Source organism: Novosphingobium sp. ERW19 (assembly GCF_012641315.1).
GTDB lineage: Bacteria > Pseudomonadota > Alphaproteobacteria > Sphingomonadales > Sphingomonadaceae > Novosphingobium.
This window is the reverse complement of record NZ_JABAIC010000004.1, coordinates 143,962-168,471: the sequence shown is the minus strand read 5'-3', so window position 1 is coordinate 168,471 and position 24,510 is coordinate 143,962. Positions and strand designations below refer to the sequence as shown.

The window sequence follows — 24,510 nt, the reverse complement described above, 5'->3', positions numbered from 1 at the left end:
GCTAGTTCCCCCGTGCCTGACCGACCGGCCATGACACGAGAATGGCCCCGCGCATGTCGCCAGGCTTGAACCCGGTGGCCTTGTCGGCCGGATAGAGTTCGGCCAGCTTGGCCTGCACATCAGGGGCGATCGCCGTACCGTGGCAGGCAGCGCATGGCTGCTCCTTCATCGGAATCGCGCGCATGTAATGGGTCCTGGCGTCAGAACCGGAACCGCTGCTCCATTGCATGACCGCCGGCTTGCCATCGGCGGACAAAGGCGCGGCGGCCAGTTGCTCCAGCCGCTCACGCAATTCGCCATCCGGAGCCGCGCCCGGATTACGCTCCTTGAGCGCGATCCGGCGCACCTCTGCCCCGCTTTCCTGGGACAGACTGGCGGCAATGGCCGGCGCTGCCTGCTGGCAGACGCCGATGGCACCCACCGGACCGCCGGCCTTTATCGCCGCCTGCAATTGCCCCTGAAGGTCAGCCTGGAAGCGGTCGGCCAGCGCAGCCGACTTGGCCGAAACATCCACCGGCTGCGGCGCCGGGGCCGCGCATCCGGCCAGCCCCAGGACAACGCCCGTCAGGATGCGGCGCATCACAGGTTGGGGTCCTCATCCAGCGGCGACTGGAATTCGTGCCACATCCCGTTGATGATGCCGAAGGCGAGCGCCAGGCCAAGCCCCAGGATCCATGCGAAATACCACATCGTTTTCGCTCCTTAGTAAAAGTCGGGGTTGGTGCGCACGTCGCGCAGGGTCACCCGGCCGAACAGGACCTTCATCACCCAGGCGGTATAGGTCAGCACCAGTGGCAGGAAGATCACCGTCACCAGCAGCATGATCCACAGCGTCAGGTGGCTGGACGAGGCGTTCCACGCGGTCAGGCTCGATTGCGGATCGATGGAACTCGGCAGGATGAACGGGAACATCGACAGGCCGACCGTGGCAATGATGCCCACGGTGGCCAGCGACGATCCGGCCAGCTGCAGCACATGGCTGTGACGGCGGATGCCCAGCAGCGCGACCAGCGGTCCGACCAGCCCCAGAATGGGCGCAATCACCATCCAGGGATAGCGGCCGTAATTGTCGATCCAGGCACCGGGGGCGGCCACGGTCTTGACGAACAGCGGGTTGGAGGGGCCACTCGGATCGACCATGCCTTCCAGCCGGAAGCCCATCACGCCATTGGCAACCCACAGGCCGCCGGCCGCAAACAGGATGACGCTGGCGATGGCCGCCACGCTGCCGATCCGGCGCGCGCGGTCCAGAACCGGGCCTTGCTCGATCTTGACCGAGAGGAAACCCGCCCCGTGCATCACCACCATCGCGACGGAGAGCAGCCCGGTCATCAGCGCAAATGGCGAAAACAGGCCGAGCAGCGAGCCTTCGTAGAAGCTGCGCAGGTCGCTATCCAACCGAAACGGCGCGCCTTGCAGCACGTTGCCCACAGCCACGCCGAATACCAGCGCGGGCACGAAGCCGCCGATGAACAGCGCCCAGTCCCAGCGATTGCGCCAGCCGGCATCGGCATGCTTGGAGCGGTACTTGAACGCCACCGGGCGCAGGATCAGCGCGCTCAGCACCAGGAACATGGCGAGGTAGAAGCCGGAAAAGCTGACCGCATAGACGAACGGCCAGGCCGCGAAGATTGCCCCGCCGCCCAAGATGAACCACACTTGGTGGCCTTCCCAGTGCGGCGCGATGGCGTTGATCGCCATGCGGCGTTCCTCATCCGTCTTGCCGATGAACGGCATCAGCGCGGCGACGCCCAGGTCATAGCCATCGGTCAAGGCAAAACCGATCAGCAGCGTGCCCATCAGGCCCCACCAGATGACCCGGAGCGTTTCGTAGTCGAGAGGGATTTCCATTTCGTGTTCCTCCCTTATTCTGCCGGCAGCGGGGCATAGCCCGCCGACCCGCGCAACATTTCGGGTTCATGGTGCTCCACCGGTCCCTTGCGGATCGTGGCGATCATCAGCCGCACCTCGATCACGGCGAGCGTACCGTACAGCAGGGTAAAACCGATGATCGTGGTCCAGATCTGGCCAACCGTCAGCGACGATGCGGCGAGGAACGTTGGCAGCACGCCTTCCACCGCCCAGGGCTGCCGCCCGATTTCCGCCAGCATCCAGCCGAACTCGATCGCGATCCACGGCAGCGGGATGATGGCGACCGCGATCTTCAGGAACCATGGCTTGCTGAACTTGCACGCCGAAGCACAGTAGAAAGCGAGTGCGAAGAAGCCGATGAAGAAGAAGCCCAGCCCCGCCATGATCCGGAACAACCAGAACATCACCGGCACGTTGGGGATGGTATCCTTCGCCGCCAGCAGGATCTGCTGATCGGTGGCGCTGCGCGGATCGGCCACGTGACGCTTCAGCAGCATGGCATAGCCAAGATCGGCCTTGTGCCGTTCGAACTGCTCGCGCGCGGCCATGTCCGTGCGGTGGACCTTCAGCTTCTCAACCGCGTCGTAGGCGACGATGCCGCTGCGAATGCGTTCGTCCGCCTTCAGCACCAGCTCGTTGATGCCCATGACCTCGCCGGTCAGGCTGCGGGTGGAAATCAGGCCCAGGACATAGGGGACCTTCACTTCAAAGCGCGTCTCCTGCGCCTCCATGTCGGGGATGCCGAAGATGGAGAGGCCAGCGGGGGCCTCTTCGGTGTGCCACATGGCCTCGATCGCGGCGAGCTTCATGCGCTGGTTGTCGGTCAGCGCGTAGCCGGATTCGTCACCCAGCACGACGACCGAGAGCGAGGAGGCCAGGCCAAAGGCCGATGCCACCATCATCGAGCGGCGGGCCACGTTGGTCCACTTGCCCTTGAGCAGATAGTAGGCCGACACGCCCATGACGAAGACCGACGCCGCAACATAGCCAGCGCTGACGGTGTGGACGAACTTGGCCTGCGCGACCGGGTTGAACAGGACCGAATAGAAATCGGTCACTTCCATGCGCATGGTTTCAGGATTGAAGCGCGCACCGACCGGATTCTGCATCCAGCCGTTGGCGATCAGGATCCACAGCGCCGAGAGGTTGGAGCCAAGCGCGACGAGGAAGGTGACGGCAAGGTGCGCGACTTTTGAAAGCTTATCCCAGCCGAAGAACATCAGGCCCACAAACGTCGCTTCAAGGAAGAAGGCCATCAGCCCTTCGATCGCCAGCGGTGCGCCGAAGATGTCGCCGACATAGTGCGAGTAATAGGCCCAGTTGGTCCCGAACTCGAACTCCATCGTGATCCCCGTGGCGACGCCGAGCACGAAGTTGATGCCGAACAGCTTACCCCAGAAGCGCGTGATGGTCCGCCAGATTTCCCGGCCGGTCATCACATAGATGCTTTCCATGATGACCAGCAGGAACGACAGGCCAAGCGTCAGGGGAACAAACAGAAAGTGATACATCGCGGTAAGCGCGAACTGGAGCCGACTTAGCTCGACAACAGCCATATCCATATGCACGCTCCTTTACCGGCCCCGATTGACCGGATGGGACTCGACTCAGCGCATCCACTCAATTATTGAATTTGCGAATATGCTAATATGAAACTGTCGTCAATCGCGACCTGAAAGCTCCCATGCCGCCGCAACAGTCCCAATTCGCCGCGAGAAGAACGCCTCGTCCGGCCAGCCAGGTCGCAGTACTGTGGTGGCTGGGCGACACCGTGGGCGCCGTGCTGTTTGCCGGGTGCCTGGCCGCGTTCATCGCATCGTGGACAGCCGGGGGACTTCCGACTCAAGGCTGGTGCCTGCTGGCCGGGATCGGGATCAGCGGTATGCTTCGCGCTGGCGCGCAGGCGCTGGCGGGGCTGGCGGGCCAAAAGGCTGCCACCCATGCAAAGTCTGCCTTGCGGGTCCGCGTGATGACCGCGCTGCTGCCCAGCGGGCAGATGCGAGGCCGCCTGATCGGCGAGGATCTGCGCGTGGCGATCGACGACGTGGAAGCGCATGAGGGGCTGATCGCCCGCTTTCAGCCGCTGCGTCATGCCGCGATGCTGTCGCCCTTCATCATTGCCATGGCCGTCGCCTTGGCCAGCTGGTTTTCCGCCCTGATCCTGCTGGCTACGCTGATCCCCTTCGGGGCGGGCATGGCGCTGGCGGGGCTGGCCGGGAAAGCTGAGGCGGACCGGCAGTTCCTGGCCCTGTCGCGCCTGTCCGGCCTGTTCGTTGATCGCGTGGCTGCTCTGCCGGCGATCCTGGCCTTCGGGGCGGAGGATCGCGTGACACGCCAGATCGGCGGGGCAGCCCGCGAAGTGGCGGGGCGCACGATGCAGGTCTTGCGGATCGCGTTCGTATCCAGCGCCATGCTGGAATTCTTCGCCGCCCTCTCCGTCGCACTGGTGGCGGTCTATTGCGGCTTCTCGCTGCTGGGGCTGCTGCCGTTCCCGGCTCCGGAAGACCTGAGCCTTGGCGAGGCCTTCTTCGCCCTCGCGTTGGCTCCGGAATTCTATCTCGGCATGCGGCGGCTCGCGGCGGCCTACCACGACAAGCAGCAAGGCCATGCTGCCGAACGCAGCGTGGCCAACGCGCTGGACCAGGCCCACTTACCGACGGTGCAAGCCAGAGCCGTCCCGCGCAATCGCGTCTGCCAGCTCCGCGCCGAAGGTCTGACGATCCGCTATGCTGATGACAACTGTATTGGTCCGGTGAGCGCGTGCTGGCAGGGGCCCGGCCTGCACGTGGTGACCGGACCGACCGGCGCCGGAAAATCCTCGCTGCTCCATGCCCTGATCGCCCTGGCGCCGGTATCGGCGGGCCGGATCATCCTTGATGACACGCCAGTCGCCGCGAGCGCGTTGCCGGCCCTGACAGGCTGGGCCGGGCAGCGCCCCCTGCTGCTGCCCGGCACATTGGCGGACAACCTTCGGCTTGGCGGCAAGGACCTTGGACCGCAGGAACTCGCCCGGCTAACCGATGCGAGCGGCCTGACTGCCCTGATTGCCGCGCGGGGCGAAGACCTGACGATCGATCCGCGGGGGTCCGGCCTGTCCGGCGGCGAACGGCGGCGGATCGGGCTGGTGCGCGCAATTGCCAGCGGGCGGCCACTGCTGCTGCTTGACGAGCCGACCGCCGATCTCGATCCCGAAACCGCAGCCAAGGTGATTGCCTTGCTGCAAGACACCGCCCGCACCCGTCTGGTGATCGCTGCCACGCACGATCCGGCGCTGATCGCCTGCGCAAAAAGCCGCATGGTGATGCCATGATCGAGCGCCTCCTGCGCGATGCAACCCGGCGGCAACGCCGCAGCACGGCCATCGCCATCGGCCTGGCCATGGTCGCGGCCCTGGCGGGCGTGGCGTTGCTGGCGCTGTCTGGCTGGTTCCTGACCGGCGCCGCCCTTGCCGGCGCGGGCGGCGTGGCCAGTGTGCGCGCCTTCAACTACCTGCTGCCAAGCGCTGGGATCCGGGGGCTTGCGATCGCCCGCACGCTCAGCCGCTATGGCGAGCGCCTGTTCGGCCACCGGGCCGCGCTGTTTGCCCTGGCGGATTTGCGCCCTGCCCTGTTTGCCCGGCTGGCGGCAAGCGATCCGTCACTTTCTCTGGCCCGGTCAAGCGGCGACATGGCGGCCCGGCTTGGCTCCGATGTCGATGCGCTGGAGGACAGCGTGGTTCGCAAGGTCACGGTTCCGGGCGCCTTGGCTGGGGCAGTAGCAGGCCTGATCGCGGCGAGTCTGGCGGGCTGGCCAGCGGCGCTGACGCTGCTGGCGGGGCTTGCGACCATGCGGCTATCCTCGCGGATGCTGACAGCGCGCCTGCTGGCCCAGCCCCGACAGGAGCATGCCGCAGCGCTCAATCGTCTCAAGGCTGACTATGCGAGCTATGCTGCCTGTTCCGGCGAGATCGCGGTCTATGGGCTGGGCACGCAGGTCATCGTCGCACTCGAACCGCACACTCGTGCGCTGGACACGGCGCGCGGCGCGCTGGCCCGGGGCGAAGTGATGCTCCAGGGGGTGCAATTGGTGCTGGCAGCCTTGACCGTGGCGGGCGTGCTGGCGCTGGCCGATGGCGGCGCGGCGCTGGTGGCCCTGGCGGCCCTTGCCGCAGCGGCCACGACGGAAAACTGGTCGACGCTGGCCCGGACGGACATGGAACGCCTGCGGGTGCACGATGCCATCACCCGTCTGGAAAGCATCGCCATGTTGCCCGCCCGCCAGACCGATGCGACTTTGCCCTTCGTCGGCGGGGGCATTGCTGTCACCATCGATGGTCAGTTCCATGCCGTGCCCCCGGGTGGACGCCTGTTGATCGCCGGGCCTTCAGGCTCAGGCAAGTCGCGCCTGCTGGGCACGCTTATCGGCTTGCGCAGCGATGCGCCGGAAGGTTTGGCCGTGGACGGACAGGATGTTCGCGCTCTGGGGCTGGCGGGTTTACGTCCACTGTTTGCCTATGCCCCGCAGGATGCAGGGATGATTGCCGGCACCGTTGCGGATAATCTGCGTCTGGCCCGTCCGGGCATTACCGAGCCAGAAATGTGGGCCGCACTGGAAACCGCTTGCCTCGCTGAAACCGTCCGCAGCCTTCCTCAGGGCCTCGGCGAGTGGCTCGGTGACAATGGCGCGCGCCTGTCGGGCGGGCAGCGCAAGCGGCTAGCGCTGGCCCGTGCGCTGCTGGCAGCCAAACCCTGGTTGGTCCTCGATGAACCGAGTGAAGGGCTGGACCCGGAAACGGAACTTGCGCTGTGCCAGCGCCTGTCGGCATGGCTGGACAAGACCGGAACCGGGCTGGTGCTGGTCAGCCACCGCAGCGGCCTGCACCTGCTCGCTCGTCAGGTGGTCACGCTGGTTCCTATCAGCGCGTTACGCGGCTGACTTGCGCAAACATGGCCGCGCCAAGCCGCACATCGGGACGGGGCGGTTCAGCAGGACGCGTGCTCTCCGAGGCACCGCGGGTTCCGTCCTCCGGAACCAGGGCATCGAGAACGGCCCGGGCCACTTTCATCTGGTCGGCATCAATCGTGTAGAACACCTGCTTGGCCTCGCGCCGCGAGGAAACCAGCGCCGCCTTGCGCAGGATTGCCAGCTGCTGACTGAGCACGGACAGGCCCAACCCCGTGCGCTCGGCAATGTCGCCCACCGCGCGCTCACCTCCGGTCAACTCCTTGAGGACGGCAAGGCGCATCGGGTGGCCGAGCACCCGCAGCAGTTCGGCCTGCTCCTCGGTGCTGGACAAAGCTGGGGCCGCCATCATGGCTGGTGGTCCGTAACCGGACGATAGAACCATTCCGTCGCCTTTTCGGCGGCGAGCGCCTCATGCTTGCTAAAGCCCGGTTGCGCCAGCAGCGGATCGCCCGGCTGCCAACCCTCGGGGGTCAGGCATTGTCCGTCTGCCGTGCGTTGGAGCGCGGTTATGATCCGCAGTATCTCGTCAACCGACCGCCCGACAGCGAGCGGATACCAGTTCATCGCCCGCACAATGCCCTGCGGATCGATGAAATAGGCGGCCCGCACCGATGCTGCATTGTGGGCTTCTGCGGAGACCATACCGAAAGCGCGGGCGATCTCGAGGTTGGGATCTTCGACAATGGGAAAGGGCACGGTCACAGCCAAGTCATCATGTAACGCCCGGATCCAGGCGAGGTGAGAAAACAGGCTGTCGACCGAATGGCCAAGCAGGCTGCACCCCAAGGCCTCGAAGCGGTCGAAGGCGCGGGCAAAGGCCACGAATTCACTGGTGCAGACGGGGGTAAAGTCGCCGGGGTGCGAGAAGAACACCAGCCAGCGGCCACGATAGTCGGACAAGCGAACCATGCCTTCGGTCGAACGGGCGATAAAATCCGGCGCAGCTTCGCCAATGCGCACCGGCGCGTCACAAGCCTTGCCGTCACTATCGTCCATATGCCCCTCCTGACCGGCCCCGATTTGATCGTTTTAAATAAATGTTGCATTCATGGCAATGTTCCCGCCCTGGACTATCGCGGAAGCTTTCCTGCTAGACGCGGCAATCACAACGTCATTGATATCGGTCATGATCGGCAAGGCACCTTGAACCCGAACGACATCATCCAGATTGGCCCGCTGGCATTGGCGCTGGACCGCCTCGTGGCGGTTAGCCTGATGCTCACTTTCCTGACGGCGTTAGACTGGATTGTGCGCCGGTATCGGGTAGCCGCCTGGCAGTCGGCAGGCCTGGCCTTGCTGGCGGGCCTCGTCGCCGCACGGGCTGGCCATGTCTGGCAATACCGCGAAAGCTATGCGCTTGAGCCGGTCGCGGCCCTGCAGGCATGGCTGGGCGGATGGAACTGGCATGCAGGCGTGGCGGCCGCCGGACTGGTGCTGATCGTGACCTTGCGCCGCCGTAAACCGGTACTGGCCGGGCTGGGTGTGCTGGCCGGCCTGACGCTGGCTTGGGCCGGCTTCCTGGCTGCTGGAGAGAGCAAGTCGTCGCTCCGCCTGCCACAGACCCTGACGCTGGAACGGGTCGCTGCGGAAACCGCCCCTTTGCCGCCCTGGCGGATCGGGGACCTGCGGGGGCGGCCCATCGTGCTCAACCTCTGGGCCACTTGGTGCCCGCCATGCCGCCGCGAAATGCCGATGTTGACGAAGGCGGCTGCAACGGAGCGCCGGGCCGAAATCCTGCTGGTGAACCAGGGCGAAGCGTCCGCCCAGATCACGGCTTTCCTGCGCGCTCAAGGGCTAGATCCCGCCCATGTCGCCAGCGATCCGTCAGGGCTGCTGAACGAGATGATCGGCGCCGGAGCGCTGCCGACGACCCTGTTCATTGCCAGCGATGGCACGGTCCGCCAGGTCCACACGGGCGAGATTAACCGCGTTCAGCTCGACATTGCGATCCGGGCGCTGGAACGGCCGTAACCGTAGCCTCTTTACGCAAGAGCCGGGACATTGCGGTCTGGCGACCAGCACCGCGTCAAAGCCTTCCCGATGGGCCTACTGCAGAGGCCGCATCTTGCTCCAGCTCGGGAGGCGATGCTGCCCCATGATCAGATCGAGCATCCGCCGCGAGGGCCCCGACCCCGACCATGTCGCCCCTGACTTCCCTGTCCATCTCTGGCGCCGCCACTTCCGTCCCCGCCGTTCTCACGTTCAAGGCAGCGTCGAAACGCCGGTAAGTGATTATCTCGCGATGCATCCTGCAGGTTCTGAAGGACATGCCGGACGGAGTCGTCAGCGATGGCGGGCAGCAGCCGATCGTAAAGGGCTATGTTCTCGACCTCAGCCGTGATGGCCATACTGCAAGCCTCTGCCAGCGTAGCCGGGGCCATGCCCTTGCCTTGCCATTGATTGGCCGGGATCGCGAAGCCCAGGCGTATCATCTGCCGCTCAATCGCTGCGGAATGGCGCCGTTCGGCCTCGATGATGTTGATGAAGGGCCTGACCTCGCCAAATTTCTCGATGACGGCACGATAAGTCGCCTCGGCCTTGCGCTCGTCGTCCAGCGCTTCCACCAAGACAGTCTTCAGATTGATGTTAGGCATGCTGGCACTCCTTGGAGACCTGAGTCAGCCGCGCGTTCATCGCTCATCACGGCCAATTTTGCGCTTTGGCCTGGGTCCATGCTGGGTCCAGAATTCCTGCATGACAAGATAGGTGAAAGACACCGACCAGCCAATCAGTCCGAAGCCCGTCAGGGATTCAAAACCGACCACGATGCGATAGGCGCCGTGGGGGAACAGGTCGCCAATACCTAACGTCGTGAAGCTCGTGATCGAGAAGTAGAAATAATCGACCGCGCTGCGGGAAAAGTGGCCGGCGATCTCGCCCAGCTGAGGAAAAGGCTGCATCAACCGGTACGTAACCGCAAAGACCACGATCTCGGCCAGGTGAGCGAGAAAAACTGCCGCGATCACCACCAGGACCTTGGGTCGCGGCGGGATGGTCAGCCGGGGAATGAGGAGCGAGGTGAGGCGCAGCGCCTCATAGTGGACGATGACGCACAATCCCACGGTCGCAAAGGCAATCAGCAGGGCCCAGAGCAGGATCATGGCAGCAAAGGCCTTCCTTACGGTGGAGATCAGGGCACCTGGACTTCGATCCGTCCCAACCCCGAACTTCCGGTAACCGTGTTGCGCCCGAACAGGACGAGCGTGTAGCGCCCGCTCGCCGGCAGCGGGAGCGTCCCGGTGAAACCGCCGGGCGCAGTCGCAAATGCCAGTCTCGCCTTGCGAAGCTGATGACCATCCTGCCAGAGGCTTGCCTCAACCTCGTAATCGGCTGAGTCCCAAAGGCCGCCAGGGATCAGCGGACAACCGCACATCGGCTCGACCTTCGCCGTAATCCGCAGGCCCTCCGGCTCAAGGCTGGCCATGGGCGTCACGGCAAGGCCGGGCAATTCGATGCTCCAGCCATCGCCGGTTGTCATCGGCACTCCAGGCATCATCCAGCGCTGCGCAGTAACCTTGACGGCGGAACCTGGGCGGCCAAGCGCGCCCTTGACCTCCAGTTCGACCAAGGTTGGCCTGACGAGATCCAGCGTTGCGTGAAAGGCAGCTGCATCGTCCGTCGCGCGCAGCGGGCTGCGGCCAGTCGACTGCATGATCCGATCCGTATTGCCGGTGCCGCCTGCCGTTATGCCCTCGGCGAGAATGCGCCCGCTCTCCGCATCGCGCAGGATCACCTGCGCCCCGCCAGTGCTGTCGCCAACAAACTTGGCGTCCTGACTGATGACGCGCACCGTAACCGGGGTGGGTTCGGCAATGGCAGGTGCGGCAAACAGCAGGACAGCCGGCAGGAACGCGCAGCCAAAGCGTATGGTAAAGCGGCGATTGTCAGGCATTGGCGCTGACCAGCCAGATGGCATACCCCATCATCACCCCTTCGCCCGGGCGATAGTATTTGGTGTAAAGCGATGTCAGCTCCGCGGCAGCTGCTTCCTGGACCTGCGGCGGGTAATCGAGCAGCGCCTGTCCAAAGGCGAGTGCGTGGCGCACGAAGGCCTGTGCCTGTTCCGGCGTAGCGCCTGGACCGCCGACGGGCAGCTCTCCCTTGGCCGCAACGATATTCACATTGCTGAAGCCTGCCGCGATCAGCGTTTCTTCCATGTAGTCGCGTTCTTCGAAAGCAAACGGTCCCGGCGCGCGCGGCACGGGCGCGGGCATTTCGACATGACGGCGGGCCACGGCCATGCCTTCAAGCATCCACGGATTCTGCTGCGGCGGCCCCCAGACGGCAAGATCGAGCCGTCCGCCGGTCTTCAGCAGGCCGCGCAGGTTTTCGAAGGCCGGGACTGGCTCGGAAAAGAACATCGAGCCAAAGCGCGAACACAGCCGGTCGAACGGCATCTCCGGCACGGCAACGGTGGCCGCATCGGCGCAAATGAAGCGCGCATTAGCAATTCCGGCAGCCGCCGCACGGCGCGTCGTCGCAGCGGCTAGGTCAGGTGAAATATCGATGCCGACGACTTCACCTTTCGGGGCGACGGCCTGAGCAATGGCAAGGCTGGTCGCCCCGCCACCGAAGCCGATGTCCACCACGCGTTCGCCGGGCTGGTAGGCGGCATGGGCCAGCAGCGCCTCGCCCGCCGGCGCAATCGTGCTTTCAAAGCCCGTGAGGTTGGCGAGCCAGCGCGCGCCCATTTCGCCGGCCCAGTCTTCATACTTGAGGGCATCGGCATGATGGTGGGAGGCGTCGGTCATCGCGGGTCTCCTGTGGTGATCAACGCACCATAACCGCACTGCCAAAAAAGAAAAGTGACCAGTCGCTTTCTTTGTGGCAGGGTATGGCAATGAACCGTCCCTATCTCTCCGCCGACTTGCGCCGAGCCGAGACCGTGGCGACCGTGATTGAGTTGGCGGCAACCCATGATCCGGCCGTGATGACCACCGGGCAAATCGCCTCGGCGATGGGCGTGTCACAGGGCGCGCTGTTCCGGCACTTTCCGGACAAGATGGCGATCTGGACCGCCGTGCTCGAATGGACCTGCGCCGAATTGAACCATCGGTTTGACAACCTTTCAGCCGATCTCTCCCCGCTCGCCCGGCTGGAAGCGATGCTGGCCACCCATGTCGATTTCGTCATCGAGCAGCCTGGCGTACCACGCATCCTCTTCGGTGAACTGCAACGCGCTGGCGACACCCCGACCAAGGCCATCGCCCGCCAGCTGATGGCTGGATACCGGGCGCGCGTGGCGCGCGAACTTCAATCTGCCCGCGAGGCAGGTGCTATCGCGGACACCACTGATGTTGAAGCCGCGACTGTGCTGTTCCTCGCCATGGTGCAAGGCATGGTCATGCAGGGTCTCGCGGTCGATGATTTTACGGCCATGCCGGTCCTTGCCCGGCGCTTGTTCGGCTTGTTCCAACAGAGCCTGGGAGCCTCGCCATGCGCATAGCCTTGCCGCAAAGCCGCCGCGCCCTGTTGCTGATGGTCGTACTTGCCGCCCTGGTGCTCCTGCTTGGCTTCGTCGCCCTCCGCTCCGGCCCGCTGGCTCCGGTCAAGGTAACGGTCGTCAGGGTCGAAGAGCGCGCGATCACGCCGGCCTTGTTCGGGATAGGCACGGTGGAAGCGCGCTATACCCACCGGATCGGGCCAACCGCGCCGGGACGCGTCGCCAGCCTGGCGGTTGATGTGGGCGCCCGGGTCGAAGCCGGGCAGGTCCTGGCCGTGATCGACCCGATCGATCTCGACCAGCGCATTGCCGCAGCATCGGGCAGCGCCGGTCGCTCTGCCGCACTGGAGGCGGCAGCTGCCTCGCAAGTGACCGATGCCAGTGCCCGCTTGGCCTTAGCCCGCAGCGAGGCCACCCGCGGCGAAGAGCTGTTCCGGGGCGGTTGGCTGACCCGCGCAGCACTGGACCAGCGACGCCAGGCCCTGGCAGCCGCCGAGGCGGCACTTGCCGCAGCGCAGGCCAACCGTTCGGCAGCTGTACAGGACCGAGGCCGTACCGGGGCGGAACGTGCAGCCTTGCAAGAGCAGAAGGCCAACTTGCGCCTGATAGCCCCAAGGGCCGGACTGGTTGTCCGCCGCCTGGCCGAACCGGGCACAACCGTGGTGGCCGGACAAGCCGTCGTGGAAATCGTCGATCCGGCTGAGCTCTGGATCAACGCGCGGTTCGACCAGACCCGCGCGGGTGGCATCGCGGCAGGCCTTCCGGCACGCATCGTCTTGCACTCACGAATCGACACCCCGTTGCGCGGCGCCATCCTGCGGGTGGAGCCGGTGGCCGACGCCGTGACCGAAGAGGTGCTGGCCAAGGTGGCCTTCGATGCAGGTACAATGCTCCCGCCGATCGGGGAACTCGCCGAAGTGACCATTGGCCTTCCGGCACGCGGGCGCACGCTCGCGGTGCCGAATGCGGCCATTCACCGCATCGGCAGCGAGGTGGGCGCATGGGCTTTGCGCGACGGCGACCTGAAATTCGTGGCCCTGAAGCTCGGCGCGGAAGATGCCGACGGCTGGGTCCAGGTGCTGGACGGCCTCACGAGGGGCGATCAGGTCATCCTGCATAGCGCCCGGCCGCTCACGGCCTCCAGCCGCATCACCGTGGTCGACAAGCTGCCATGATCAGCCTTGCCGGCCGCGACATCCTGCATGGCTGGGGCAAGTTCGTGCTTACCGGCGTGGGGCTGGGCCTGCTGATCGGCGTCACCCTGTCGATGGCCGGGGTCTATCGCGGCATGATCGACGATGCCGAGGCCTTGCTCGACAACAGCGGGGCCGATCTGTGGGTGGTGCAGAAGGACACACTGGGCCCCTATGCCGAACCCTCCAGCCTGAACGAGGATACCGAACGCCCCATCCGCGCCATGGCGGGGGTGGACCGGGCAGCGGGCGTTACCTATCTGACCATGCAGATCGCGCACCGGGGCAAGGACGTGCGCGTCATGGTGGTGGGGGCAGAAGTCACACAGCCGGGCGAGCCTGGCCAGCCCCCGCATCTGATGGCCGGGCGCCGGATCGTTCAGGGTCATTACGAGGCCGTGGCCGATGTGAAGACCGGCTTTGCCATCGGCGATCAGGTGAAAGTGCGCCGGAATACCTATCGCATCGTCGGACTGACCAGCCGGATGGTGTCCTCCGGTGGCGATCCGATGCTGTTCCTGTCGCTCAAGGACGCGCAGGAAGCCCAGTTCGAAAGGGATGCCGATGCCATCGTCCGCCAGCGGGCGCGCAACGCATCCAGCCCGGCGCTGAACCCGCCGGGCAATCCGGCGGTGGCCGAAGCGGTCAACGCCGCGCAGGCCAGCAGCACCAACGTCAATGCCGTGCTGGTGACCGTTGCACCCAGCGCCGATGCCGACGCCGTTGCCGCCGCCATCCGGCGCTGGCAGCGCGTGACCGTCTATACCCGCGCGCAGATGGAAGAAATCCTGGTCGACAAGATGATCGCCAACTCGGCGCGGCAGATCGGCATGTTCCTGGTGATCCTGGCCATCGTCAGCGCCGCGATCGTCGCCTTCATCATCTACACCATGACCATCGGCAAGATCCGCGAAATCGCCGTCCTGAAACTGATCGGTACGCGCAACCGCACGATTGCCGGCATGATCCTGCAACAGGCGCTGGGCCTGGGCCTGATCGGCTTTGCCGTCGGCAAGATCGCCGCCACTTTCTGGGCGCCGTTCTTCCCCAAATACGTGCTGCTATTGCCGGCCGATTCCGTTCGCGGATTCTTTGCAGTCATGGCGATCTGCGCGCTGGCGAGCCTGCTGGCGATCCATGCCGCGCTGAAAGTCGATCCGGCGGAGGCAATCGGTGGCTGAAGGCATCCGCATCGAGAACCTGGTCAAGACCTATGGCCAGGGCGATACCGCCGTCCATGCCCTGCGCGGCGTCAACATGTCGGTCGCCAAGGGCGAAGTGGTCGGTCTGATCGGCCCTTCCGGTTCCGGCAAGAGCACGCTGCTCAAATGCCTCGGCGCGGTGATCGAGCCGACTTCCGGCCGCATGACCATTGGCGACAGGGTGATCTACGACGATGGCTGGAAAGTCTCCGATCTGCGCGCACTGCGCCGCGACCTGATCGGCTTCATCTTCCAGGCTCCCTACCTGATCCCGTTCCTTGACGTGACCGACAATGTCGCCCTGCTGCCGATGCTGGCCGGCAAGCCTAACGCGGAAGCGCGCAAGGAGGCCCGCGACCTGCTGGAGGCGCTTGATGTGGCGCACCGCGCGGCAGCCATGCCTTCACAATTGTCAGGTGGCGAGCAGCAGCGCGTCGCCATCGCCCGCGCACTGGTCAACCGACCGCCGGTCATCCTTGCCGATGAGCCTACCGCACCACTTGACAGCGTCCGCGCACTCGCCGTTGTCGACCTGCTCAATACCATGGCCCGGCAGTTCGAGACTGCGATCATCGTGGTCACCCATGATGAAAAGATCATTCCGACCTTCCGGCGTCTCTACAACATCCGCGATGGCGTCACGGTCGAGGAAGCCGGTAGCCAAGCGCCGACCTGAGCGCCTCCGCTCGGCTAGCTTTGCACTGACGGTCAGTGCCTGTCAGGAGGCACAAGCCTTCTGCGCCCATGCGACAATCGCATTCGCCGGCATCGCCCCTGATTGCCTGGCAATCTCGCGGCCTTTGTGCAGCATGAGGAGCGTTGGAATGGAACGGATACCTAAGCGCCCGGCGATAGCCTGCTCGGCTTCCGTGTCGAGCTTTCCAAATCGCATATGCGGTTCGAGACTTGCCGCCGCCGCTTGGAGCGCTTGGGCCATCTGGCGGCACGGCCCGCACCACTGTGCCCAGAAATCAACCAGGAGCGGGATATCGCTTCTGGTGGCGTGAGCATCAAAATTGATGGCGCCGAGCGTGACCGGCCGGGCATCGAACAGAGCATGACCACATCGCCCGTGTTTGCCGCCCGAAGCGAGCTTTTCGCGCGGGACGCGGTTGGCCGTAGAACAGGCCGGGCACACTATCAGGAGCGGTTGGCCAGTCATCCTTGCCCCTGGCATTGGGCACTTTGGCCACACAGTTCGCACAGCGCATGAATGATCGCCCGCACAATCGGGTCCTTGAGGGTATAGTACCGCATCTGCGCCTCTCCCCGGATGCTCACGACATCCTCATCCCGCAGCATGGCAAGATGCTGCGAGACCGATGACTGGGACAGGCCGGACAGCGAGACCAGCTCTCCGACCGACACTTCGCCCTCATCCATCCGGCAGAGCATCAGCAGCCTTTCAGGATGGCTCATGAGTTTCATGCGCGCCGCCATGGCCGACGCATTGGTCTTTAGCTCGGAAAGGTCAGCAGGCTTCATCGGCATTTTCCGAATAAGGGCGGCCGTCATCGCGAAGGACGACATAAATCGCCGGGATCACCAGCACTGTCAGCAGCGTGGAGGAGGCGAGGCCAAACAGCAGCGAGATCGCGAGTCCCTGAAAAATGGGATCGGTCAGGATCACCGCCGCGCCGATCATCGCCGCCGCCGCCGTCAGCACGATTGGCTTGAAACGGATCATGCCGGCTTCGATCAGCGTCTGTCGCAGACTCTTGTCCGCTGTGCGGGTGTGGCGGATAAAGTCCACCAACAGGATCGAGTTGCGCACGATGATACCGGCAAGCGCGATGAAGCCGATCATGCTCGTCGCCGTGAACGGAGCCTGGAATATCATGTGGCCAAAGACGATCCCGACCAGCGTCAACGGCACAGGGGTCAGGATGACCAGAGGCAGCGTGAAGCTGCGGAACTGGCCGACGACAAGCACATAGATACCGAGCAAGGCAACCATGAACGCGGCACCCATGTCGCGGAACGTGACCCAGGTGATTTCCCACTCGCCATCCCACAAAAGCGAAGGGCGGCTTTCATCGGCCGGCTGGCCGTTCAGCAGGACCTCGGGCTTGGTGAGCCCTGCCGCTTTCCAGTCAAACGCGTCCACGGCATCGTTTACGGCCAGCATGCCGTAGATCGGTGCTTCATAGCGACCGGCGAGTTCGGCCGTGACCATGGCGGCACCGCGTCCATCCCGGCGGAAGATTGCCGGGCTCCCGGGCTCGATGCTGGCCGTGACCAGATCACCCAAGGCAATCAGCTGGCCCGAATGCGTCGCCGCCACCGGGGTTGCCGCAAGCGTCGCCGACCACTGGCGCTGTGCTTGGTCGAGCGCAATCTCGATCGGCAGGGGTTCCCGCTCGTTGCCGCCGCGCGGCGCATAACCGATCACCTGCTTACCCATCAGCGCGCCGATGGAATCGAACAGCTGCCGCTCGGACAAGCCGTACTGGTCCAGCTTTGCCCGGTCGGGCACCAGCCGCAGCGTAGGCCGCGGCTGCCCGAAGCTGTTGTCGACATCGACCACAAAGGGAACCGAGCGGAACAGCTTTTCAACCTGGGTAGCCGTCTTCTGGCGGGTGGCCTCGTCCGGGCCATAGATCTCAGCCAGGAGGGTGGCCAGAACCGGTGGGCCGGGCGGGGTTTCGACCACCTTCAGCGAAGCGCCCGCTGGCAGGGGCAGGCCCTTCAGGCGTTCGCGCAAGTCCACGGCGATATCGTGACTCGCGCGCGAGCGGTCGCCCTTGGGCAGCAGGGTGACCATCAGGTCGCCCATTTCCGGCTGGTTACGCAGGAAATAGTGGCGCACCAGGCCGTTGAAGTTGAACGGGGCGGACGCGCCCGCATAAGCTTCCATCGAGACCACTTCGGGAAGCTGGCGCGCCACTGCCGCGGATTGTTCCAACACGCGCGCGGTCGCCTCAAGGCTGGTGCCTTCGGGCAGGTCGGCCACGATCTGCACCTCGCTCTTGTTGTCGAAGGGCAGCAGCTTCACCGTCACAGCCTTGAAATAGAACATCGAGCAGGCAACCAGTGTTGCCACCCCGACCCCGATCAGGAACCGCTTGGCGCTACCCTTGGTGGCGATCACCTTGAGCGCATAATGCCGGTAAAGCGCGCCAAGCTTGCCGCCGTGCGCCTCGTCGTGGCCGTGGGTCAGTGCCTTTCGGGCAAAGCGGATCATCAGCCACGGCGCGATGATCACCGCCACGAAGAACGAAAAGATCATCGCCGCCGAAGCATTGATCGGGATCGGTGCCATGTAAGGCCCCATCAACCCCGAGACGAACAGCATCGGCAGCAGCGCGGCAACCACGGTCAGCGTCGCGACAATCGTGGGGTTGCCGACTTCCGCCACGGCTTCCACGGCGGCGTCGATCCGGCTCCTGCCGTCGTTCATCGCCCAGTGACGCGCGATGTTCTCGATCATCACGATGGCATCGTCGACCAGGATGCCGATCGAAAAGATCAGCGCGAACAGGCTGACCCGGTTGATCGTGAAGCCCATGACATTGGACGCGAACATGGTCAGCATGATCGTGGTCGGGATGACGATGGCGGTCACCCCGGCCTCGCGCCAGCCGATGGCAAAGCCGATCAGCGCGACGATGGACACCGTGGCGAGCGCGAGGTGGAAGATGAGCTCATTGGCCTTCTCGTTCGCCGTTTCGCCATAGTTGCGGGTGACGGCAACTTCGACCCCAGCGGGAATGAGGGTGCCTTCCAGGCTTTCGACCCGCTCGACCACCTGTTCGGACACGGTAACCGCATTCGCGCCCGCACGCTTGGCGATCGCCAGGCTGACAGCGGGCGCCATGTTCCATGTGCCGTCCGCATCCTTGGCCCAGCGCCACGAACGGGCCTGGTCCTGGGTTGGCGCTTGTTCAACGCGGGCAATGTCGGACAGCAAAACAGGCGCACCACGCGCGCTGCGAACCTGCAGATTGGCAAGCTCCTGTGCATCGCCCAGGCTCTGCCCGGCAACCACAAGCGTCGCCTGCCCGCCCTCGCGCACGGTGCCTGCCGGGAACGCGCGGTTCGCCTGGGTCACCGCTTCGATCAGATTGCCCAGCGGCACGCCATAGGCGGCAAGCTTGCCGGGATCGGGCACGACCCGCAGGGCCATGCGCTGCCCGCCGGTGAGGAAGGTCAGGCCAACGTCATTCACCTTGGCCACTTCGGTACGCAGCTTCCCTGCCAGCTCGGCCAGGGCCTGATCGCTCCATTGCCCGGCCGCGCCCGCCTTTGGCGTCAGCGTCAGGACGACGATGGGCACGTCGTTGATTCCGCGCACGGTCACTTGCGGGAAGGGAATCCCGGCGGGGATCCGGTGCTTGTTCGCCTCGATCTTCTCGCTGATGCGGATCGATGCGTCTTCCGGGTTGGAACCGACCAGGAACCGCGCCGTGACCATCACGCCGTGGTCCTGAGCCTGGGTATAGACGTGCTCCACCCCGTCGACGCTGCGCACGATGGTTTCCAGCGGCTTGGCGACCAGTTCCACCGCATCGGGCGCGGCAAGCCCGGGGGCCTGCACCATGATGTCGACCATTGGCACCTTGATCTGCGGCTCTTCCTCGCGCGGGATCGAGATCGTGGCGATCAGGCCGACGATGATCGCGGCCAGCAGAAACAGCGGCGTAAGCGGCGACTTGATCGTCGCCCGGGTCAGCTTGCCCGAAATTCCAAGGTTCATGGGTTCAGTTCCCCTTGGCGGGAGCGATCAGCGTATCGCCAGCCGCAACACCCGAGAGCAATTCCACCTTGCCGCTTTCCGGGGAAGGTGCAGTTTGCACCGGAACCTGGGCAGCGCTGCCATCCTTGGCAAGGACGGTCACGTAATCGATGCCATAGCGGCTGGTGACGTAATTTGCCGGTACGAGCAGCGCCTTGCGCGCACCCGTTTCGACCTTGGCCGCAACCCGCCGTCCGATCGTGCTGTTGTCGATGCCGGGCATGTCGACATCGGCCATGACCTGACCCGCGGTGATCGCCGGGTAAACCTTGACGACGCGGCCAGTCCGCCCGTCGGCCATGACCTGCGCACCGGGACGAACCTTGCCAGCCAGAGATTCCGGCATGGTCAGGCGGACAATGGTCGGGCCAGCGGTAATCACGGCAATGGGCATGCCCGGCGCAACCGGGGCGCCAGCAGGAACATCCGCCCGAAGTACCCTGCCATCGGCAGGGGCCACGAGGGCGCCTTGTCCGGCAACCGCGCCGACTGCCGCCTGCTGGGCCTGGGCGGCCCGAACCTGAGCCTGCGCGGCCGAGGCGGCCGCCTGCGCCTGTTCGAGCCGGGCCTTGGCATAGACGCCGTTCTGGTTGAGGAAACGCACCCGTTCCAGCTCTGCCGCAGCCTGCGCGGCCTGCGCCTGGGCAGCCGCAGCCTGTGCGCCATAGGCGCCGGACTGATACCCAAGCTGGCTGTCGACGATACGTCCGATCACCTGGCCTTTGCGCACCAGATCGCCTTCGCGGACGGAGAGCGATGTGAGGATGCCGGGGATCCGGGCAAGGACCTGGGCCTGATCGACCGTGGCAATTTCCGCTGCCACATCCTGCCATGCCACCGTATCGGACGCGGCCAGAACCAGTCTCGGACCGGCAGGGGCCTTGGCAACCTCGGCGACCTCCTCGCCAGAGCTGCAGCCTGCCAGCGGCAGCGTCAGGCAGAGACCGATCGCCGCAATCCCGTTCAGTGTGTTTCGCATCGTTCAGCCCCGCCTGGATTCTTGATTAACGTTCTACCGGAAGTCCGGCAGCCGACCAGGCGCCGAAACCTCCCGCAAGGTGCGTGTCGACAACGTCCTGCGCCACGCTGCACTTGTCCAGTGCCATCCCCGACCGCTTGCCGCCAAGGCAGTTGAGCACAACCACCTTGCCTTCCGGGCATGGCAACCGGGAAGGCTGGAATGACGACAGCGGCATGTTCACAGCCCCGGGAATATGCCCGTCCGCAAACTCGTTGGCCTCGCGCACGTCGACCACCAGAGCCTTGCCCGCGCTGAGCAGGTCAGCGAGCTCATGCGCGCTGATTTCCTTGTGCTTTGCCTTGCCAAATCCGAACATGATGCAATGCTCCTGCTACGTCGGCCCCATTCTGGTAGTAGGTACCGACACTTTATGACTTGCGCATATCGTATATACCTTATATTAGTCAACTCCGATATCGCAATCATGCCAGCCAGACCGTTCGGGCGTATGACCCTCTCGGAGCTGGGCAAGAGGGAGAAAGACGATGGCGTTGCCCAAGATCATCATTCTGGGTGCAGGACTTGGCGGTACAATCGCTGCTTATGAAATCCGCGATGCCGTGAAGGGCAAGGCCGACGTGATGGTGGTGAACGACCAGGAAGATTACTGGTTCGTGCCTTCCAATCCCTGGGTGGCGGTCCGCTGGCGCGACCCCGAGGCGATCAAGGTTCACTTGCCCCCGATCATGGAAAAGAAGGGTATCGGCTTCACTTCCGCAGGCGCAAAACGAGTCCACCCTGCAGAGAACCGGGTCGAGCTGAACGATGGGACTTCGCTGGACTACGATTACCTGGTGATTGCCACCGGTCCGGAACTCGCCTTTGATGAAGTCGAAGGCCTGGGGCCCGACGCCTTTACGCAATCGGTTTGCCGTACTGATCACGCCGCCCATGCCGCTGACGCATTCGACCGGTTCTGCGAGGATCCGAAGCCCATCGTTATCGGCGCCGCGCAGGGAGCCTCCTGCTATGGCCCGGCCTACGAGTTCGCCCTCATTATCGATACCGAGCTTCGGCGCCGCAAGATCCGCGACCGGGTGCCGATGACTTATGTTAGTCCGGAGCCTTATGTCGGCCACCTGGGTCTCGACGGTGTGGGCGACACCAAGGGGCTGCTCGAGAGCGAGCTGCGCAACCGCCATATCAAGTGGATTACCAACGCCCGGATCGCGAAGGTCGAAGAGGGCACGATGCACGTCGAGGAAGTTGGCGACGATGGATCGGTCAAGGCTGCGCACGCGCTGCCATTCGGCTACTCGATGATTCTGCCGGCCTTCCGGGGCGTCGCTGCTGTCCATGGCATCGAGGGCCTCACCAACCCGCGCGGCTTCATCCTCGCCGACAAGCATCAGCGTAATCCTGCTTTCAAGAACGTCTATTCGCTGGGTGTCTGCGTTGCGATCCCGCCGATCGGCCCCACGCCGGTGCCGGTGGGCGTGCCCAAGACCGGGTTCATGATCGAATCGATGGTCACTGCGATTGCGCACAATCTCGCGCTTGAACTTGAGGGCAAGGAGCCGGCGGAAGAGGCCACATGGAACGCGGTATGCCTCGCGGACTTCGGCGATGGCGGCGTGGCCTTCGTCGCCCAGCCGCAGATCCCGCCCCGCAATGTCAACTGGTCGTCGAGCGGCAAGTGGGTCCACTTGGCCAAGATCGGATTCGAGAAGTACTTCCTCCACAAAGTGCGCCGCGGCACCAGCGAACCATTCTATGAAAAGCTTGCCATGCATGCGCTCGGCATCCGCAAGCTGCGCTTCAAGTAAGGAGACCGTTCATGACCCTCGATGTTGTTGTCCTGCGCTTTGCCGGGTTCGTCGTCCTGCTGAGCGTTGCGCTCGCGATCTTCGTCCATCCCTGGTGGATCGGCCTGACGATCTTTGCTGGCCTGAACATGCTGCAAGCCAGCTTCACCGGCTTTTGCCCGGCGGCCATGGTGTTCAAGAAGCTGGGTGTCCGGCCCGGTTCCGCCTTCCATTGATGTGAGTTTGCCATGCGCCGCCTTGCTGTTTCCCTGATTGCCCTGTCCTGCAGCCTGTCCGCCCCCCCGGTCATGGCCCAGGACCTCGCCGCCGCGATTTCCGGCGCTTTGTCAAACGCCCCCACGCTTGTCGAAGCCGAGGCCGGAAAAGCGGCGGCGAAAGCGCGCCTCGATCGCGCGAAGGCAGAGGGAAATCCGCTGCTACGGGTCGAAGGCTCCTATGGCGCCGGCCGGATCGACAATGGCGGCTTCTTCGGCATTCCGGCAGACAATGTCTCTCCGCTCGCCGTGCAGGCAACGGCAGAAATGCCGATATATGCGGGCGGACGGGTGTCTTCCGCCATCGACCAGGCTCGCAGCGGGGCGGACATGGCGCGGTTCGGCGCCGAGCAGGCCCGGTTGCAGACCGTCGTGCTTGCGGTCAGCACGTATACCGAGGTGTTGACCGCAAGGAAGCTGGAAGCGCGCTACAACACGCTGGCAATTGCGCTTGCTGAAACAGAACGTCAGGCCGGATTGCGCTATCGCACCGGCGAGATAGCAAGTTCTGAACTGGCCCAGGCGCGCGCGCGGAAGGCAGAAGCCGATGCCGGGCTCGCGCAGGCACAAGGGCGGCGGATTTCAGCGGAAGCAGCTTACCAGCGTTTGGTTGGCAAGCCCGCCGGAGATCTCGCTCCGCTGCCGCAATTGCCTGCCACTCCGCCTACGCTTGACGAAGCTATGGACATGGCCAGGGCCTCCAACCCCGCGCTGCGCCAGGCGAAAGCGGGGGTCGATATTGCTCGTGCCGGAGTGCGTTCCGCCAAGGCCGAAGGCATGCCCATGATCGGCGCCTTCGCAGAGGCCGCTCATGTGCGTGATCAGTTCTTCCCCGGATACAAGGCCGACTCGGTTGCCGTGGGTGTCCGCGGGCGGTGGACTCTGTGGGCAGGCGGGCGCGTTGCGTCGCAAACCCGCGCGGCCGACGCCGATCTGGATGCCAGCGAGGCAAGATTGCGGCAGGCCGATCAGACCTTGGAAGGCATGGTCATCGACGCGTGGCAGGGTCTGACCACGGCGCGGCGCATGACAGAAGCGTCTCTCCTGCGGCGCGATGCGGCGGCTGAAGCCCTGCGGGGAACCCGCCTGGAAGCCCAGGTTGGAGCCAAGCCCACACTTGCGGTGCTTGATGCCGAACGCGAGGCAATCGAGGCGGAAGCGGCGCTCCTGCAAGCCGAAGGCATGCGAACCGTGGCCGCCTGGCGCCTCAACGCCCTGACCGGCAATATTCAGCCCTGAAGCACTGTGCCCCGTCATCAGCCATGTGCGGCTGGGTGCAATCAGTGCCCCAAGGGACACGGGGACACCCCGGATCGGAAAAAGCGATTACGGTAAGTTAAATATCATATTTTACTAATTTACTAAATACCGATACCTAAGGCTTCACCAAGCCAAGGAGGTACTCATGACCGAAACAGCAACCGTTATCGCTTCAATGCCGCGCATCAACGAACCGGCACCTGATTTCAGCGCCAAGACCACCCATGGCCAGCGCTCGCTGGCCGACTATCGGGGCAAGTGGCTCGTCCTCTTCTCCCACCCGGCCGACTTCACCCCGGTCTGCACCACCGAGTTCATGGGCTTTGCCCGCCATGCCGATGAATTCAAGGCAATGAACACCGAGCTGCTCGGCCTCTCGATCGACTCGAACTACGCCCACATTGCCTGGGTTCGTTCGATCAAGGAGAAGTTCGGCGTCGAGATCCCGTTCCCGATCATCGAGGACATCTCGATGAAGGTGGCGACCGCCTACGGCATGGTCCACCCGGGGGCGTCCGACACCCAGGCCGTGCGTGCCACGTTCTTCATCGACCCCGAAGGCACGCTGCGCGCCATGGTCTATTACCCCATGTCGAACGGCCGCTCGATCGCGGAGTTCGTTCGCCTCATGCAGGCCCTGCAGACGGCCGACGCCAACAAGGTGGCCACACCCGAAGGCTGGCAGCCCGGTCAGGACGTGATTGTATCGCCGCCGCAGACCGCAGCGGCTGCCGAAGCCCGCGCTGGCGAAGGCTACAACTACGTCGACTGGTATTTCAGCACCAAGACCCTCTGAGCAAGGCCAGGCAACCGGCGGCGC

General features: G+C 64.6%; 26 protein-coding genes. 11 read left to right on the top strand and 15 right to left on the bottom strand.

The annotated features are described in order from the left end of the window. Nucleotide 1: 1 nt before the first annotated feature. From HGI46_RS09420 to HGI46_RS09405, 4 genes are read right to left on the bottom strand one after another with little or no spacing between them, the layout of a single operon-like run. A complete protein-coding gene (locus tag HGI46_RS09420) occupies nt 2–580 on the bottom strand; it encodes a DUF3365 domain-containing protein (protein WP_168903979.1) in 579 nt (192 codons plus the stop codon). Then, entirely contained in the window at nt 580–690 is a 111-nt protein-coding gene (gene cydX, locus HGI46_RS09415) for a cytochrome bd-I oxidase subunit CydX (RefSeq protein ID WP_101797211.1), read from the bottom strand. Before cydX ends, HGI46_RS09420 begins: the two co-directional genes overlap by 1 nt. 12 nt (nt 691–702) lie before the next feature. Continuing rightward, the gene (gene cydB, locus HGI46_RS09410) at nt 703–1,851 is read right to left on the bottom strand and encodes a cytochrome d ubiquinol oxidase subunit II (RefSeq protein ID WP_168903978.1); all 1,149 of its coding nucleotides are present in this window, start codon (nt 1,849–1,851) and stop codon (nt 703–705) included. A gap of 14 nt (nt 1,852–1,865) precedes the next feature. Further along, on the bottom strand, nt 1,866–3,434 hold the full coding sequence (locus HGI46_RS09405) for a cytochrome ubiquinol oxidase subunit I (protein WP_168903977.1): 1,569 nt from the start codon (nt 3,432–3,434) through the stop codon (nt 1,866–1,868). Nucleotides 3,435–3,556: 122 nt separating this feature from the next. On the opposite strand from HGI46_RS09405, the gene HGI46_RS09400 reads away from it, so the two are divergent. Continuing rightward, entirely contained in the window at nt 3,557–5,182 is a 1,626-nt protein-coding gene (locus HGI46_RS09400; RefSeq protein WP_168903976.1) for an ATP-binding cassette domain-containing protein, read from the top strand. Continuing rightward, the gene (locus HGI46_RS09395) at nt 5,179–6,786 is read left to right on the top strand and encodes an ATP-binding cassette domain-containing protein (RefSeq protein ID WP_168903975.1); all 1,608 of its coding nucleotides are present in this window, start codon (nt 5,179–5,181) and stop codon (nt 6,784–6,786) included. The genes HGI46_RS09400 and HGI46_RS09395 overlap by 4 nt, the downstream gene beginning before the upstream one ends. Here HGI46_RS09395 and HGI46_RS09390 read toward each other — a convergent pair. Further along, nucleotides 6,767–7,165 carry a metalloregulator ArsR/SmtB family transcription factor gene (locus tag HGI46_RS09390; protein WP_168903974.1) on the bottom strand — a complete coding sequence of 133 codons (399 nt, stop codon included), beginning with the start codon at nt 7,163–7,165 and terminating at the stop codon, nt 6,767–6,769. The genes HGI46_RS09395 and HGI46_RS09390 overlap by 20 nt on opposite strands. Continuing rightward, on the bottom strand, nt 7,162–7,812 hold the full coding sequence (locus HGI46_RS09385; protein WP_168903973.1) for a peroxiredoxin: 651 nt from the start codon (nt 7,810–7,812) through the stop codon (nt 7,162–7,164). Before HGI46_RS09385 ends, HGI46_RS09390 begins: the two co-directional genes overlap by 4 nt. A 147-nt stretch (nt 7,813–7,959) precedes the next feature. Here HGI46_RS09385 and HGI46_RS09380 point away from each other — a divergent pair, with 147 nt between their 5' ends. Further along, complete coding sequence (locus tag HGI46_RS09380; protein ID WP_168903972.1) at nt 7,960–8,787, top strand: TlpA disulfide reductase family protein; 828 nt, start codon at nt 7,960–7,962, stop codon at nt 8,785–8,787. 128 nt (nt 8,788–8,915) lie between these two features. On the opposite strand, the gene HGI46_RS09375 is transcribed toward HGI46_RS09380, so the two are convergent. From HGI46_RS09375 to HGI46_RS09360, 4 genes are read right to left on the bottom strand one after another with little or no spacing between them, the layout of a single operon-like run. Then, nucleotides 8,916–9,410: a DUF2202 domain-containing protein gene (locus tag HGI46_RS09375; protein ID WP_240946677.1), complete on the bottom strand. Its 495-nt coding sequence runs from the start codon at nt 9,408–9,410 to the stop codon at nt 8,916–8,918. Nucleotides 9,411–9,446: 36 nt separating this feature from the next. Further along, a complete protein-coding gene (locus tag HGI46_RS09370; protein ID WP_168903971.1) occupies nt 9,447–9,917 on the bottom strand; it encodes a potassium channel family protein in 471 nt (156 codons plus the stop codon). Between the two features lie 29 nt (nt 9,918–9,946). Continuing rightward, nucleotides 9,947–10,708, bottom strand: coding sequence for a hypothetical protein (locus HGI46_RS09365; protein ID WP_168903970.1), 762 nt, complete (start codon nt 10,706–10,708; stop codon nt 9,947–9,949). Continuing rightward, nucleotides 10,701–11,567, bottom strand: coding sequence for a class I SAM-dependent methyltransferase (locus HGI46_RS09360; protein WP_168903969.1), 867 nt, complete (start codon nt 11,565–11,567; stop codon nt 10,701–10,703). Before HGI46_RS09360 ends, HGI46_RS09365 begins: the two co-directional genes overlap by 8 nt. An 89-nt stretch (nt 11,568–11,656) precedes the next feature. On the opposite strand from HGI46_RS09360, the gene HGI46_RS09355 reads away from it, so the two are divergent. From HGI46_RS09355 to HGI46_RS09340, 4 genes are read left to right on the top strand one after another with little or no spacing between them, the layout of a single operon-like run. Continuing rightward, nucleotides 11,657–12,262 (top strand): TetR/AcrR family transcriptional regulator, encoded by a 606-nt coding sequence (locus HGI46_RS09355; protein ID WP_168903968.1) that lies wholly within the window; start codon nt 11,657–11,659, stop codon nt 12,260–12,262. Next, on the top strand, nt 12,253–13,434 hold the full coding sequence (locus HGI46_RS09350; protein ID WP_168903967.1) for an efflux RND transporter periplasmic adaptor subunit: 1,182 nt from the start codon (nt 12,253–12,255) through the stop codon (nt 13,432–13,434). Before HGI46_RS09355 ends, HGI46_RS09350 begins: the two co-directional genes overlap by 10 nt. After that, complete coding sequence (locus HGI46_RS09345; protein ID WP_168903966.1) at nt 13,431–14,633, top strand: ABC transporter permease; 1,203 nt, start codon at nt 13,431–13,433, stop codon at nt 14,631–14,633. Before HGI46_RS09350 ends, HGI46_RS09345 begins: the two co-directional genes overlap by 4 nt. Further along, nucleotides 14,626–15,330, top strand: coding sequence for an ABC transporter ATP-binding protein (locus HGI46_RS09340; RefSeq protein ID WP_168903965.1), 705 nt, complete (start codon nt 14,626–14,628; stop codon nt 15,328–15,330). Before HGI46_RS09345 ends, HGI46_RS09340 begins: the two co-directional genes overlap by 8 nt. A 42-nt stretch (nt 15,331–15,372) precedes the next feature. Here the strand turns inward: HGI46_RS09340 and trxC are convergent, their stop codons facing one another. From trxC to HGI46_RS09315, 5 genes are read right to left on the bottom strand one after another with little or no spacing between them, the layout of a single operon-like run. Further along, complete coding sequence (gene trxC, locus HGI46_RS09335; protein WP_168903964.1) at nt 15,373–15,816, bottom strand: thioredoxin TrxC; 444 nt, start codon at nt 15,814–15,816, stop codon at nt 15,373–15,375. Next, nucleotides 15,813–16,139 (bottom strand): metalloregulator ArsR/SmtB family transcription factor, encoded by a 327-nt coding sequence (locus HGI46_RS09330; RefSeq protein WP_168903963.1) that lies wholly within the window; start codon nt 16,137–16,139, stop codon nt 15,813–15,815. The genes trxC and HGI46_RS09330 overlap by 4 nt, the downstream gene beginning before the upstream one ends. Continuing rightward, nucleotides 16,126–19,350 carry an efflux RND transporter permease subunit gene (locus tag HGI46_RS09325; RefSeq protein WP_168903962.1) on the bottom strand — a complete coding sequence of 1,075 codons (3,225 nt, stop codon included), beginning with the start codon at nt 19,348–19,350 and terminating at the stop codon, nt 16,126–16,128. The genes HGI46_RS09330 and HGI46_RS09325 overlap by 14 nt, the downstream gene beginning before the upstream one ends. 4 nt (nt 19,351–19,354) lie before the next feature. After that, entirely contained in the window at nt 19,355–20,368 is a 1,014-nt protein-coding gene (locus HGI46_RS09320) for an efflux RND transporter periplasmic adaptor subunit (RefSeq protein ID WP_168903961.1), read from the bottom strand. A 25-nt stretch (nt 20,369–20,393) separates the two neighbouring features. Further along, entirely contained in the window at nt 20,394–20,726 is a 333-nt protein-coding gene (locus tag HGI46_RS09315) for a rhodanese-like domain-containing protein (protein WP_168903960.1), read from the bottom strand. 169 nt (nt 20,727–20,895) lie between these two features. Here HGI46_RS09315 and HGI46_RS09310 point away from each other — a divergent pair, with 169 nt between their 5' ends. From HGI46_RS09310 to HGI46_RS09295, 4 genes are all read left to right on the top strand, one after another. Next, nucleotides 20,896–22,176 carry an FAD/NAD(P)-binding oxidoreductase gene (locus HGI46_RS09310; RefSeq protein WP_168903959.1) on the top strand — a complete coding sequence of 427 codons (1,281 nt, stop codon included), beginning with the start codon at nt 20,896–20,898 and terminating at the stop codon, nt 22,174–22,176. Nucleotides 22,177–22,187: 11 nt separating this feature from the next. Continuing rightward, on the top strand, nt 22,188–22,391 hold the full coding sequence (locus HGI46_RS09305) for a DUF2892 domain-containing protein (RefSeq protein WP_168903958.1): 204 nt from the start codon (nt 22,188–22,190) through the stop codon (nt 22,389–22,391). Between the two features lie 12 nt (nt 22,392–22,403). Beyond that, entirely contained in the window at nt 22,404–23,669 is a 1,266-nt protein-coding gene (locus tag HGI46_RS09300) for a TolC family protein (protein WP_168903957.1), read from the top strand. A gap of 166 nt (nt 23,670–23,835) precedes the next feature. Continuing rightward, nucleotides 23,836–24,486: a peroxiredoxin gene (locus HGI46_RS09295; RefSeq protein ID WP_168903956.1), complete on the top strand. Its 651-nt coding sequence runs from the start codon at nt 23,836–23,838 to the stop codon at nt 24,484–24,486. The last annotated feature ends 24 nt before the right edge of the window (nt 24,487–24,510 follow it).